The organism is Pseudomonas sp. BN414 (assembly GCF_029871275.1).
GTDB lineage: Bacteria > Pseudomonadota > Gammaproteobacteria > Pseudomonadales > Pseudomonadaceae > Metapseudomonas > Metapseudomonas resinovorans_C.
Genome location: NZ_SSOL01000076.1, coordinates 166,322 through 179,693, shown reverse-complemented (window position 1 = coordinate 179,693; position 13,372 = coordinate 166,322). Strand labels below are relative to the sequence as shown.

The 13,372-nt window shown below is 65.1% G+C and carries 12 protein-coding genes; 10 read left to right on the top strand and 2 right to left on the bottom strand.

Going from position 1 to position 13,372, the window contains the following annotated elements; genetic code table 11:
* The first annotated feature begins 211 nt into the window (after window positions 1–211).
* The 4 genes from E8E95_RS24715 to E8E95_RS24700 all read left to right on the top strand — a co-directional run bounded on the left by E8E95_RS24715 (window position 212) and on the right by E8E95_RS24700 (window position 3,336).
* Window positions 212–421: a DUF1127 domain-containing protein gene (locus E8E95_RS24715; protein WP_280354617.1), complete on the top strand. Its 210-nt coding sequence runs from the start codon at window positions 212–214 to the stop codon at window positions 419–421.
* A 130-nt stretch (window positions 422–551) separates the two neighbouring features.
* Window positions 552–869: a DUF2388 domain-containing protein gene (locus tag E8E95_RS24710; protein WP_280354615.1), complete on the top strand. Its 318-nt coding sequence runs from the start codon at window positions 552–554 to the stop codon at window positions 867–869.
* A 168-nt stretch (window positions 870–1,037) separates the two neighbouring features.
* Window positions 1,038–1,358: a DUF2388 domain-containing protein gene (locus tag E8E95_RS24705; RefSeq protein WP_280354613.1), complete on the top strand. Its 321-nt coding sequence runs from the start codon at window positions 1,038–1,040 to the stop codon at window positions 1,356–1,358.
* Between the two features lie 37 nt (window positions 1,359–1,395).
* A complete protein-coding gene (locus tag E8E95_RS24700) occupies window positions 1,396–3,336 on the top strand; it encodes a DUF4105 domain-containing protein (RefSeq protein WP_280354781.1) in 1,941 nt (646 codons plus the stop codon).
* Between the two features lie 120 nt (window positions 3,337–3,456).
* Here E8E95_RS24700 and E8E95_RS24695 read toward each other — a convergent pair whose 3' ends face one another.
* Window positions 3,457–3,858 carry a GFA family protein gene (locus E8E95_RS24695; RefSeq protein WP_280354611.1) on the bottom strand — a complete coding sequence of 134 codons (402 nt, stop codon included), beginning with the start codon at window positions 3,856–3,858 and terminating at the stop codon, window positions 3,457–3,459.
* A gap of 104 nt (window positions 3,859–3,962) precedes the next feature.
* On the opposite strand from E8E95_RS24695, the gene E8E95_RS24690 reads away from it, so the two are divergent.
* The 3 genes from E8E95_RS24690 (at window position 3,963) to E8E95_RS24680 (ending at window position 7,302) form a co-directional block, all read left to right on the top strand.
* Complete coding sequence (locus tag E8E95_RS24690) at window positions 3,963–4,871, top strand: AEC family transporter (RefSeq protein WP_280354609.1); 909 nt, start codon at window positions 3,963–3,965, stop codon at window positions 4,869–4,871.
* Window positions 4,872–5,132: 261 nt separating this feature from the next.
* Window positions 5,133–6,440 carry a CitMHS family transporter gene (locus E8E95_RS24685; protein WP_280354607.1) on the top strand — a complete coding sequence of 436 codons (1,308 nt, stop codon included), beginning with the start codon at window positions 5,133–5,135 and terminating at the stop codon, window positions 6,438–6,440.
* A gap of 103 nt (window positions 6,441–6,543) precedes the next feature.
* Entirely contained in the window at window positions 6,544–7,302 is a 759-nt protein-coding gene (locus E8E95_RS24680) for a TerC family protein (protein ID WP_077527602.1), read from the top strand.
* Between the two features lie 166 nt (window positions 7,303–7,468).
* On the opposite strand, the gene E8E95_RS24675 is transcribed toward E8E95_RS24680, so the two are convergent.
* Window positions 7,469–9,316, bottom strand: a complete 1,848-nt coding sequence (locus E8E95_RS24675) for a C1 family peptidase (protein WP_280354605.1) — start codon at window positions 9,314–9,316, stop codon at window positions 7,469–7,471.
* Between the two features lie 272 nt (window positions 9,317–9,588).
* On the opposite strand from E8E95_RS24675, the gene E8E95_RS24670 reads away from it, so the two are divergent.
* The 3 genes from E8E95_RS24670 to E8E95_RS24660 all read left to right on the top strand — a co-directional run bounded on the left by E8E95_RS24670 (window position 9,589) and on the right by E8E95_RS24660 (window position 13,297).
* A complete protein-coding gene (locus E8E95_RS24670) occupies window positions 9,589–9,879 on the top strand; it encodes a phage infection protein (protein WP_280354603.1) in 291 nt (96 codons plus the stop codon).
* A 664-nt stretch (window positions 9,880–10,543) separates the two neighbouring features.
* Window positions 10,544–12,232 carry a Na/Pi cotransporter family protein gene (locus tag E8E95_RS24665; RefSeq protein WP_280354601.1) on the top strand — a complete coding sequence of 563 codons (1,689 nt, stop codon included), beginning with the start codon at window positions 10,544–10,546 and terminating at the stop codon, window positions 12,230–12,232.
* A 45-nt stretch (window positions 12,233–12,277) separates the two neighbouring features.
* A complete protein-coding gene (locus tag E8E95_RS24660) occupies window positions 12,278–13,297 on the top strand; it encodes an AraC family transcriptional regulator (RefSeq protein ID WP_280354599.1) in 1,020 nt (339 codons plus the stop codon).
* Window positions 13,298–13,372: the final 75 nt, after the last annotated feature.

Sequence of the window (13,372 nt, the reverse complement as noted above, 5' to 3'; positions counted from 1 at the left end):
TTTCGTCGTTTCTGGGGCCGCAATTCTCCAGCGGCTTCGTAGGTCTTAGTGATTCCGGCACAGCTGAATCGAATCAGACCGATACAGTTACAACTAAAGCACATCTGCTACAGCACAATTCAACCTCGCTGTGACTGCACAGTTTTCCTGCAGAACGGGATCATGGCCTTCCATAACCCATCCCCGCCTTGCCGCGGGAAGGACGAGCGCCATGGACCGCACCCTCACTGCCTCTGCCCAATTGCACACGACCAGCCCGCGTACCCACTGGTACCTGCGCCTGTTCGCCACCATTGCCATGTGGCGGCGCAACGCCCGCACCCGGCACCAGCTCGCACAGCTGGACCCGCGCGCGCTGGCAGATGTGGGTATCAGTCCGAGCGAGCGCTACCAGGAACTGGAACGTCCCTTCTGGCGCTGACAGCTGCGTCTGCCTGAGGAATGGCAGGCTCCTGGCCAGCACTGGCCCGCAAGCGTCACTTTGACTAGGCTTTTCCCCAGCCGGCAGCGCTTCTCGCGCTGCCGCACTGGTCTGTAAAAAGGAGCCCCCCATGACCTCTCTTCGCCTACTCAGCGCCGCCGCCCTGTTGGCGCTCGCCACCAGCGCATCCGCCACCAGCTTCGTGGTAACCACTGACGCCGTCGTCAACGCCGTCGCGGCCACCTCCGATGCCACCTCCGATGTGACCTCTTCCTTCGATGACGACAAGATCGTGCTCGCAGCCCGCGACGATGCCGCCAGCTTCGTTGCCAGCTCCGGCGATATCCGGGGTGCCCAGCTGGAAGCTGCGTTCAAGCACATCCGCGCCACCCAGCCGCAACTGGCTGCCAGCGATCTCCAACTGGCCCAAGCCATACTGACTCTCTGACGGCACACTCCGGGGCCGCGCATTGCGCGGTCCATCGGCCTGCATCCCCCGCAGCGCCTGGCCCTCGTCCGCCCATTCCGCTAACCTTCGCGCCCGATGCCCGCGGCATAGAACTGCCGTAGGGTATTTCCGTCCAATACCTTAGAAATTTTCCTTCGGAGAGCTTCCATGCGCCGCTCGCTGTCTGTCGCAGCCATCGCCCTTTCCCTCGTAGCCGGTGCCGCCCAGGCCCAGACCCTGGTGGCGACCAGCAACATCATCGTCCGCGCGCTGGACCGCACCCTCGATTTCACCTCCGACACCACCACTTCGATCCGCGACATGAAAGTGGTCGTGGCCGCCCGCGATGACGCCGCCAGCTTCGTCGCCAGCGCCGGCGAGATCCGTGGCGCCCAGCTGGAAGCCGCCTTCGCCACCCTGCGCGAACAGTTCCCGCAAGCCCGCGAGGCCAGCGACCTGGCCCTGGCGGAAACCATCGTCGCCCTCTGACCCACGCGAGCATCAGCCCCTGAACACCTGGTTGCGCCTGCTCGGCCTGAGCGTCCTGCTGCTGGCCGGTACTGCCCGGGCCGAATTGCGCCTGGTACTGGATGACGAAGGGCTGACCACGCCCCAGCGTCAGGCCAGTCAGCAGCTACTCGACGAAGCCCTCGCGGCCCTGCCCCCGTCCTTCGTCGAGCGGCTGGACCGCGAGGTGACAGTGGGCTGGAGCGACGACCTGCCGGAGAACGGCTACGGACGCGCCACCCGCTTCGACGCCCTGGTGCTCAACCGCAACCTGCTGCCGGGCCTCACCGACGGCCGTGGGGCGACCCAGAAGACCAACCGCGTCCACGGCACGGTGCGCCGCGAAATGCTCGCCACGGTGCTTCACGAACTGACCCACCTCTACGACCGCGCGCGCCTCTGGTCCGCCGCCGAGAAGACGCAACAGTTCCGCTGTCGCAACCAGGCCTCCAGCAATGGCCGAATTGGCTTGCCCGGTGACTGCCGGGGCCAGACCGAGCGCCGCTTCACCCTGAGCGACGACCCGCGCCTGCTCGACCTCGCCGGCTGGCCGCAGTACGTCGGCAAGCGTGGCCAGCGCGAGCAGGACAATCACCAGGTGGCGCGCAGCCCGGATATCTACGAGCTGAAGAACGCCCGCGAATTCGTCGCGGTGAACATGGAGTACTTCCTCCTCGACCCGGCCTACGCCTGCCGCCGCCCTGCGCTCTACCGCTATTACCGCGAACATTTCGGCTGGGCACCTGAACAACAGGCCACCTGCAACGACGGCTACGCCTACCTCAATGCCGGTCGCGACTTCGGCAAGCAGCCCCTGGGCAAACTCGACCCGGATCGCGTCTACGAAGTCGACTACCTGTTCGCCGAAGCCAATCAGAACTGGGTGAGCCGCTGGGGTCACAGCATGCTGCGCCTGGTGATCTGCGCCCCCGGCCGCCCGCGTGGGCCGGACTGCCGCCTCGACCTCGACCAGCATCTGGTGCTGTCCTACCGCGCCTTCGTCGGCGACGTGCAACTGTCGAGCTGGGACGGCCTCACCGGCGCCTACCCTTCGCGCCTGTTCGTGCTGCCGTTGCATCAGGTGATCGAGGAATACACCAAGGTGGAACTGCGCAGCCTCGCTTCAGTGCCGCTCAAGCTCAGTCGCGAGGAAGTGGAAGCCCTGGTGGAGCATGCCACCGAGATGCACTGGAGCTACGACGGCGACTACTGGTTCCTCTCCAACAACTGCGCGGTGGAAACCCTCAAGCTGCTGCGCAGCGGCACCGACCACCCGGCGCTGCGCGATCTCGACAGCATCATGCCCAATGGCCTGCTCAAACTACTGGAAGGCCGCGGTGTCGCTGACCGCACGCCACTGGACGACCCCAAGGAAGCGCTGCGCCTGGGGTATCGCTTCGACTCCTTCCGTGATCGCTACCAGGCCATGTTCAAGATTCTCCGCGAGCGCCTCGAGGTGCCCCAGAAAGAAGTCGAGGACTGGCTGGAGCTTACCGCCGAACAACGTCGACCCTGGTTCGACAAGGCAGACCTGCGTGCCAGCGCCGCCCTGCTCCTGCTGGAACAGGCCGCCCAGCGCCGCCAGCTCCTGTTGGCCCAGGACGAGCTCAAGCGCAACTACCTCAGCTCCCGCGAACAGGCGGGACAGACACGCTTCGCCAAGGCCGGCGGCACCCTGGAACAGATGCTCGCCAACAGCGGATTCCTCAGCCGCCCGGCTGAACTGCTGCAAGGTGGCTACGGTCTGCCACAGAGCGCGGAGTGGCAGCGCCTGGAGGCCGAAAGCAGCACCCGCCAGCAAACCATGCACAAACTCAGCGGTGACCTCGACCGCGAGGTCCGCAGCCTACTGGAACCGCAACGCATGGCAGAACTGAACGCCACCGAGGCCAACCTCAAGGCCATCGGCGCGCACCTGCGCCAGTTGCACAAGGATGCTGGCGGGCTCGTCCTTCCGTGAATCACGCAATGCGCTCTCCGTAGGTTGGCGCAGAGCGAAGCGAAGCCCAACGATTCCACGCTCGGACCGTTGGGTTTCGCGGAGCTCTACCCAACCTACGAGAGCTCCGTCGCAGCCCGCTCACAGTTGCTCCTCATCCTCCTCCGGCAACTGCGGGTCCAGGCTCAGCCAGGGCAAGCGGTTCTTCACCCAGATGTGCCGCTTGGGAGCAACGGCTTCGGGCTGGTCCAGGGTGGCGATGGTGAGGTCCAGGGTGCCGGGACTGAGGCTGGTGAACAGCGCCAGCTGGCTGCTGCAACGCGGACAGAAGTAGCGGATGCAGCTCGCGGACGAGGCGTACTCGGCGGGTGTTCCGCTCGTCCAGCGGAAGCTTGCCAGCGGCACGGTCGCCCAGGTGGTGACGATGCCGCCGGTGGTGCGCCGGCAGATCGAGCAATGGCAATGGGCGACATCGCCCAAGGGTGCCTCGACGGCATAACGCAGCTGCCCGCAATGACAGCCGCCGGTATGAAGTTCAGCCATGATGGTGGTCTCCGGCTTGAGCACTGTCTTTCACCCTAGCAGGCGGTTGCATACCGCCGATCCGGACCTGAAGATGGGACGCCCCAGCTGACCCGGATGTCGCCGTGCTGACCCTTCTCGAAGCCCTCTGGCCGCTCTTCGCGCTGATCATCGGCGGCTACCTGCTGCGCCGCTGGGACTTCCCCGGCGAAGCCTTCTGGCCCGCCGCCGAGCGTCTGAACTACTTCATCCTCTTCCCCGCCCTGCTGTTCAGCAGCCTGGCCACCGCGCCGCTCGACAACCCGGCGCTGCCACGCCTGGCCCTGGCGGTGTTCCTGGCTCTCGGCATCGGCTGGGCTGCCCTGCTGCTGGCGCGACGGCTGCTGGGTTGGCCGGCGGCGCGCTTCGGCGCGATCACCCAGGGCATCCTGCGTTTCAACACCTACCTGGGCCTGGCGGCTATCGGCAGTCTCTATGGCAAAGACGGGCTGGCATTGGCTGCGCTGCTGCTGGCACTGATGGTGCCCACGGTGAACCTGATGTCGGTCTGGGCACTGACCGCCGAACGCGGCGTGAGCCTGCGCGGCCTGCTGTTGCCGATAGCGAAGAACCCGCTGATCCTCGCCTGCCTGGCCGGCGCGCTGGTCAACCTCGCCGGACTCGGCCTACCCGGCGGCACCGACCGCCTGCTCAACCTGCTGGCAGTGGCCAGCCTGCCGCTGGGCCTGCTCTGCGTCGGTGCAGCGCTGCGTCCGCAGGAACTGGCCGGCGAAGTCCCGGCCCTCGCCTGGAACTGCACCCTGCGTCTACTGGCCATGCCCGTCCTTGCTTTCGCCGTCGCCCGCCTGCTCGGCTTGCCCGCAATGGAAAGCAGCATCCTGGTGCTGTTCTTCGCCCTGCCCACCGCCCCCACGGCCTACGTGCTGACCCGCCAGCTCGGCGGCGACAGCCACCTGATGGCCGGCATCATCACCCTGCAAACCCTGCTCGCCGCCGGCAGCCTGCTGCTGGTGATGCGCACCCTGGCCAGCTGATGCCATGGCGGCCTGCCCGCCGTTCGTCGACAAATAGCCGCGTAATCGGTACCGATCACCGCCGAAAGCTGGCTGAAAGGTTGCGGGCTTAGCATCCGCCCCATTACCGGCATAAGACCGGTAACCCGACAACAACAAGATTGGTGATCGACATGCTCTGCTCCCGCTGCCTGCCCGGCACTCCTCCGCCCGTCCTCCGCACGTCTTCGGCCCAGCGCTGATTTCCGCCCGCCCCACCCGAATCACGTCCGGAGAACCGCCATGCTGACTCTGCTCGGCTTCGCCATGGTCATCTGCTTCATGTACCTGATCATGACCAAGCGCCTGTCCGCCCTGATCGCCCTGATCATCGTCCCCATCACTTTCGCCCTGATCGGCGGCTTCGCCGCGGGCATCGGCCCGATGATGCTGGAAGGCATCAGCAAGCTCGCCCCCACCGGCGTGATGCTGATGTTCGCCATCCTCTACTTCGCCCTGATGATCGACTCAGGCCTGTTCGATCCGGCTGTGCGCAAGATCCTCAAGCTGGTGAAAGGTGATCCGCTGAAAGTGTCCATGGGCACCGCCGCCCTGGCCCTGATCGTCTCCCTCGACGGTGACGGCGCCACCACCTACATGATCTGCGTCGCCGCCCTGCTGCCGCTGTACAGCCGCCTGGGCATGAGCCCGCTGATCATGGCCGGCCTGATCATCCTCGCCGGCGGCATCATGAACATGACCCCCTGGGGCGGCCCCACCGCCCGCGCCGCCAGCGCCCTGCACGTGGACCCGTCGGACATCTTCGTACCGATGATCCCGGCCATGATCGTCGGCGCCATCGCCCTGTTCGGCCTCGCCTGGGCCTACGGCAAACGCGAGCGCGCCCGTCTCGGCGTCCTGCACCTGCCGGATGACCAGATCAACCATGACGAGATCAGCGTTTCGCAGTTCCCGGATGCCCGCCGGCCCAAGCTGCTGTGGGTGAACGCGGCGCTGACCGCCGCGCTGATGGTGACCCTGATCACCGGTCTGCTGCCGTTGCCGGTGCTGTTCATGATCGCCTTCAGCATCGCCATGATCATCAACTACCCCTGCCTGCAGCAGCAGAAGGAGCGCGTTGCGGCTCATGCCGGCAACGTCCTGGCGGTCGTCGGCCTGATCTTCGCCGCGGGCATCTTCACCGGCATCCTCTCCGGCACCGGCATGGTGGAAGCCATGTCCAAGAGCCTGCTCGCGGTCATCCCGCCGTCGATGGGCCCTTACATGGCGGTGATCACGGCGATCGTCAGCATGCCGTTCACCTTCTTCATGTCCAACGACGCTTTTTATTACGGCGTGTTACCGGTTCTGGCCGAGGCGGCAAGCCATTACGGCATCAGCCCGGTGGAGATGGCGCGAGCGTCTATCGTAGGCCAGCCGGTGCATTTGCTGAGCCCGCTGGTACCCTCCACCTACCTGCTGGTGGGCCTGGCCAAAGTGGAGTTCGGCGACCACCAACGCTTCACGTTGAAGTGGGCGGTGATGATTTGTCTGTGTATCCTCCTCGCCGCCCTGCTGCTGGGTGTGTTCCCGCTGTTCGGATCACACTGAGAGTCGCTAACTGACATTCGCTCTAGCCGGAATCTGCGTAAGCTCCTTCCGGCTTGTTCGTACTCCATCCCCATACCAAGAAACTCACGAGGATCAACGCATCATGGAATGGCTGACCAGCCCGGAAATCTGGGTCGCCTTCTTCACCCTGACCGCCCTGGAAATCGTCCTGGGCATCGACAACATCATCATGATCGCCATCCTCGTGGCCCGCATGCCGCCGCACATGCAGGCACGCACGCGCTTCTTCGGCCTGGCGCTGGCGATGATCACCCGTATCCTGCTGCTGCTCTCCATCACCTGGATCATGCGGCTCACCAACGACCTGTTCGAACTGTTCGGCCAGGGCATCTCCGGCCGTGACCTGATCCTCTTCTTCGGCGGCCTGTTCCTGCTGTGGAAGAGCACCACCGAGATGTATCACAGCCTGGAAGGCGAAGATGAATCCGGCGAGCAGCCTTCGGGCGCGGCGCGCAACTTCATCGGCACCATCATCCAGATCGCCATCATCGACATCGTGTTCTCCCTGGACTCGGTGATCACTGCCGTAGGCATGGTTTCCCACGTGCCGGTGATGGTCGCTGCGATCATCGTCGCCGTACTGGTGATGATGCTGGCCGCTGGCACCATCAGCGACTTCATCGACAAGCACCCGAGCCTGAAGATGCTGGCCCTGGCCTTCCTGGTGGTGGTCGGTACCGTGCTGATCGCCGAATCCTTCGAAGTCCACGTGCCGAAAGGCTACGTCTACTTCGCCATGGCCTTCTCCCTGGCCGTCGAGGCGCTCAACATCCGCATGCGCATCGCTCGCGGTCGCAAGGAAGATCCGGTGAAACTGCGCAAGGACATTCCTGGGCAGTAAGCCGAAGCAATGAAGAACGGGGCCAATTGGCCCCGTTTTTTATTGCTGCAGAAGCCTGTGGGGGCGAATTCATTCGCTATGGGCTGCGCAGCAGCCCCCTGCAGACTTGAGGGCAGACCTTCGGCCTGCATGGCGAATGAATTCGCCCCTACCCGCCGGTTCCACCTCAATACCCCTTCAGTTCATCCGCCTTGAAGCCCCGGAAGCTGCCGCCGCCCAGCACCAGCCTCAGCACGCTGTCCATGCTCTGCAGGTCGTTGTCGAACCCGCCGTGACTGGTGCTCCGACTGAGGGGGTTGCGGGTGTCTGCCACCACCAGGGTGCTGCCGGACGGCTGCTGGGGCGGTTGGAATTTCTGCATCCCGAGCAGCGGCACCCGCCGCAGCTTGTCTTCCAGCGCGTTGGAAACCAGATACAACAGCGATTTGCGGTAGGCCCCGGCAACGTTGTCTTCCTGCTCGGCCTGATCCGACAGCACGAGCAGGGTCTGCTGGCGAATGCCCTTCCCCAACGCCTTCAGGAAGGTCGATTGGTACAGGTCCAGTGTGCAGGCCGGTGCGAACAGCACCAGGTTGTCGATGACCGGTCCACCCAGCGCCAGCCAGCTCCGCAGCAAATGGGCGTGCCAGATGGAACCTGCGCTGTGTCCTACCAGGTGGACCTTCGGCGCCCCGGTACCCTGGGCCGCCAGCCAGCCCAGCAGACGTTTCAGCACCAGCAGCCCGGCGGCGCGGGGTTGGAACGCCCGCTCGGCGTCCAGCTTCATCTCCTGCCAGAGGGCGAAACCCAGTGGCTGGACCAGGCATTCCATCTGGTTGTCCCACCAGGAACTGACCCCGCCAACCCGTTCGCCCACCAGCGGCAACTTGCTCAGCAGGATGTCGCCCAGTTCGGCCAGCAAGCCGGTTTCCCAGATGAAGTGCAGCTCGTGGACGCCGTTGTCACGGAAGGCCGGCCGCCACTTGAAGGCCCGCATGGCCGAACCGTTCACGCTGTTCAGGCCGCCATGGGCGTAGAGCATCAAGTGCCTGGGTTTGCTGTGCTGCAATTCTTCGATGATGGCCTCCACCTGCGCCAGATCGGAGGCGTATTGGCCCAGGCCGTCGAACTGGCCGTTGTCGATATGCAGGTAATGCAGGTAGATCGCTTCCTGCGGCGGCCCGACCAGCGCGAGGCGCGCGGTGCCGCCGTCGGCAACGTAGCGCGTGGCGGTGTTGGTCACGTCGTGATTGACGCTGACCCCCAACTGCGCGACCCAGACATCCCAGACATTGCATTCGAAGTCCGCGTAGCTCCACAGCGCAATGCCGGCGTGGGTCTGTTTGTCGCGGCTGTAGCCACCCCAGTCGCTGCCCCAGGAGTTCTGCACAAGGAAGCCGTCGCGGGTGTAGCCGACGATGGCGAAGGCGTGCCCGCCGCCCACATCCAGCGCATCCGACTTCCAGTCGATCACGCCCCGACGCGGCGAGCGCCAGCCGTCGTGGGTCCTGGCCGACGCGAAGAGCACCCCCACGTCGCGCAGGGCCGCCTGTACATCGTTGACGCGCGAGAAGACCCTGAAGTAAGCACCCAGCGGGATATCCAGGGCCTCCTGCTGGATGACCGGGTTCAAACCGCCCTTGCGCTTCAGCGGCCAACTCTCTTCCAGGCAGACACCGTGCTTGTGCCAACCCTTCATCGCACCCCGGGCGCTGCTGAAGTCGTAGTTCTCCCCTGGCCACTGGTCGTAGCGCCGCGCCATGGCGAAGAGCATCGCCGGGCTAGCCCGGCCGGGCAGCGCGCGTCGGCTGCGCAGGTAATTGACCGCCGCCGCCAGGCCGAAGCCCGTGCACGCACCTTCCTCGCCTTGGTCGAGGATGTGCAGCAACTTCCAGTCTGGGAATAGCTCGTCGGGTAGCGGCGCCAGGGATGCGGAATAGGTGAGGTCACGAAAATCCATGGAGTCGCGGCGAACATCCAGCTGCCTGGGCGCAGCCTTCCTGCGGGGCTTCGTCGTGGTGCTGCGCTTGGCCATGCTGACCTCCCTGTGCGGGTCCGGGCGACACAGGAAGGATTGACCGCTTTCAACGCTCAGGAGGGATTGCTGACGAATGGCGATGCGGGGCGATTCGCCCGCCGTGAGCGAAGGCGGGCCTGAACAGCATTCAAACCACTGATTTAGAAAGGACTTTTACATCATCAATGGCGTCGATGTTCTCTATCTAGAGTGATCACTTTTTAATCGACCATCCATCCGTAAGATTGGCTCCGTACCCAGTTTCCAGCCCCGTTGAGGAGCCCACGATCATGAAAACCCACGCCTTCGCCGCCCTGTTCATCGCCAGCCTGAGCACCAGTGTCTTCGCCCTGCCGTCCGACTCCCAGCCCGTGCTGGGCGAGTCGAAGGAAGGCGCCTACATCCAGGTCGTCGAGCCGGTTGCCGCCGAAGGCAGCTTCATGGTCCTGGACCGCGTGGCCGAAGGCGGCTCTGACCGCAGCGGCGCAAATCGCATCGCTGAAAGCGGCTCCGACCGCACTAATGGCTTCCGCGTAGCCGAAGGCGGTTCCGAGCGTACCAACGCCCTGCGCGTCGGCTGATCGCAAACTGCAAGACCTCAAAGCCCGGCAAATGCCGGGTTTTGTGTTTTCTGTAGGGGCGAATTCATTCGCCAAGCAGGCCGCAGGACTGCCCCTTGGGAGCCCCCGCGAAGCCCAGCTGCCCTCTCCCCAACCCTCTCCCGCAAGCGGGAGAGGGAGCTGTCCGTGCGCAGGCAGGCCTCAGCACCTCCCTGTAGGAGCGAATTCATTCGCGAATGGCCGCGTAGCGGCCCGTAGGTTGGTCCGAGCGAAGCGAGGCCCAACGAGGCAATGTCCACCCCCGCACTGTTGGGTTTCGCTTCGCTCTACGCCAACCTACAAGGGCGGTTGGACCTTGTCGCCCAACCGGATCATCAGCGCCAGATCGACCATGGACGCTTCGTCCACCAGTACATCGTGATAACGAACGCCCCGGCTATCGACGAGACTTGCGAAACCCCATTGAAATCACCTCAGCTTGCTGCGCCAAGCCATTGATCGGTAATGAGCAAAATCTCCGGGAAGCGTCTTTACTTGTCATCAGGTGCCATACCAGTCAGGCAAATAGCTGCAATCAGCCCGGACCATGAAGGTCCAAAGACAATCGTGTTACCCAACGCCTGACCGCGCCGTCGTTTTCCTGCGCATGGATACGGCGGCCTTCGAGATCGCCAGGAGGGCCACCATGCTGACGCTGCTCAATCTGCTCTCGGCCGTCGCCTTGCTCATCTGGGGCACGCACATCGTGCGAACGGGCATCCTCCGCGTATACGGCGCCAACCTGCGCCGCCTGCTCAGTCGCAGCGTGCGCCGCCGCCCCATGGCCTTCGCCGCCGGGATCGGCGTCACGGCCCTGGTGCAGAGCAGCAATGCCACCGCCCTGCTGGTCAGCTCCTTCGTCGCCCAGGGCCTGATGATGCTGGCCCCGGCGCTGGCCATCATGCTTGGCGCCGATGTCGGCACGGCGCTGATGGCGCGGGTGCTGACCCTGGACCTGTCGTGGCTGTCGCCATTGCTGATCTTCTTCGGAGTGATCTTCTTCCTCTCCCGTAAACAGACCCGCCTGGGGCAACTCGGGCGGGTCGGCATCGGGCTCGGACTGATCATCCTCGCCCTGCAACTGATCATCGCCGCCGCCGAACCCATCACCACCGCCAAGGGCGTGAAAGTGCTGTTCTCCTCGCTGACCGGCGATGTGCTGCTGGACGCCTTGACCGGCGCGCTGTTCGCGATGATTTCCTATTCCAGCCTGGCTGCCGTGCTACTCACCGCCACGCTGGCCGCCTCCAAGGTGATCTCCCTCAAGGTGGCGCTCTGCCTGGTCATCGGCGCCAACCTCGGCAGCGGCGTCCTCGCCCTGCTCAGCAGCAGTCTGCAGAACCCCGCCGGGCGCCGCGTGGCCGTGGGCAGCCTGGCGTTCAAGCTCGCCGGCTGCATGCTCGTGTTGCCCATGGTGGGTCCCCTGGCGAGCTGGATCGACACCTGGCCCATCTCCAACGCCGAACTGGTGATCGCCTTCCACCTGCTCTACAACAGCGTGCGCTGCACGCTCTTCCTGCCCCTGACAGTGCCGATGGCGCGCCTGTGCAACTGGCTGCTGCCGGATCGACCGCAGCCGGACGATATTGCCAAGCCGCGTCATCTGGATCCGGCGGCCCTGGATACTCCGAGCCTGGCCCTGGCCAATGCCGTGCGCGAAACCCTGCGCATGGGCGATATCGTCGAGCAGATGCTGAACAACCTGCTGCATCTCCTGCGCGGCGGCGACCCGGGGCTGGGCAAGGACATCCACCGCCTGGATGACGATATCGACGCGCTCTACACCGCCATCAAGCTCTACCTGGCACGCATGCCCCGCGAGGACCTGGCCGAGCGCGACAGCCGGCGCTGGGCCGAGATCATCGAGCTGACCATCAACCTGGAGCAGGCCGGCGACATCATCGAGCGCATGCTCGACGATGTGCAGAGCAAGAACAGGGCCCAGGGTCGCGCCTTCACCGAAGAAGGGCTGGGAGAGATCGTCAATCTCCACGACCAGGTGGTGGAAAACCTGCGCCTGTCGCTGTCGGTGTTCCTCAACGGCGACCTGGAAAACGCCAAGCGCCTGCGCCGGGCCAAGCAACGCTTCCGCATCCTCGAACGCCGCTATGCCCACGCCCACGTTTCGCGGCTGCACCAGCAGGTGGTGCAGAGCATCGAGACCAGTGCCCTGCACCTTGGCCTGATCAGCGACATGAAGCGCATCAACTCGCTGTTCTGCGCCATCGCCTATGCCGTACTGGACAATCCCGATGCCCCGGAAAACGTGGAGGAAGAGCGTCCGCTGGAAGAGCCGCAAGGCTATTTCGAACCGCAGATTGGCTCCCATCGCTGAGGCTCGCTCTTCCCAGCGTGCGGGCCGCTTGGGCAGAATCCGGGGATGACGCCACACGACCCCACCAGCGCCTCGGTCAGCGCCAGCCTGACCCAGGCGATCCTGCACGCCGCAACCCAGCTCGGCCTTGGCCGTGACGAACTGCTGCGCGCCAGCCAGCTCGACGAAAAACGCCTGGCCGACCCGGATGCCCGCATCCCCTTCAGCACCCAGGAGGCGCTTTGGGCGACCATCCACGCCCGCTTGCCGCACCCCGAGCCAGGCATCGCCATCGGCCGTGCCCTGGCCCCCGGCCAGTTCAGCGTGCTCGGCTACCTGTTGCAAAGCAGCCCGACCCTGGGCGAAGCCCTGGAGGCCGAACTGCGCTACCAGCGCCTGGTGGGAGAGGGCGGCAGCCTGGCACTGGAAGTGCGCGGCGATGAACTCTGGACCCTGTACCGCCCGCTGCACCCGAAGCTGCCGGCCACCCGCGCGCGGGTGCTGGCGCTGATGGTCTTCTGGCTGGAGCTGATGCGACCGCTGCTGGCGGACTTGCGCCTGCTGCGGGCCTGCTTCGTGCACCCGGCACCGGCGGACACCGCGCTCTACCAGCAATGCTTCGCCTGCCCGCTGCAGTTCGAGGCGGAGGATTACGCCCTGGTGCTGCCCCTGGCGCTGCGTTCGGCCCCGTTGAAACAGTCCAACCCGCCTCTGCAGGCCGTGCTGCGCCAGCACGCTGAAGCCTTGCTCGCGCGCCTGCCCAGTGAAGGACTGCGGGCGCGGGTGGTCGCGTTGCTCGGCGCGCAACTGGCGCGCGGCGAACCCGACCGCGGCGCCCTGGCGTCAGCCCTGGGAATCAGCGAACGCACGCTGCAACGACGCCTCGCGGACGAAGGCAGCAGCTACCAGCACCTGCTCAACGACACCCGCCGCCATCTCGCCGAGCGCCACCTGCAGGAAGGCCGCCTGCCCATCGCCGATATCGCCGTACTGCTCGGCTATTCGGAGCCCAGCGTGTTCTTCCGCGCATTCCGCCAATGGACCGGGCTGACGCCGGGCGAGTATCGGCAGAAGCATCGGGATTGAGCTTCTCTTGCTCTTCGTAGGGGCGAATTCATTCGCCAAGCGGCCCGAAGGGCAGCCCCGCAGGATCAGGCGGGG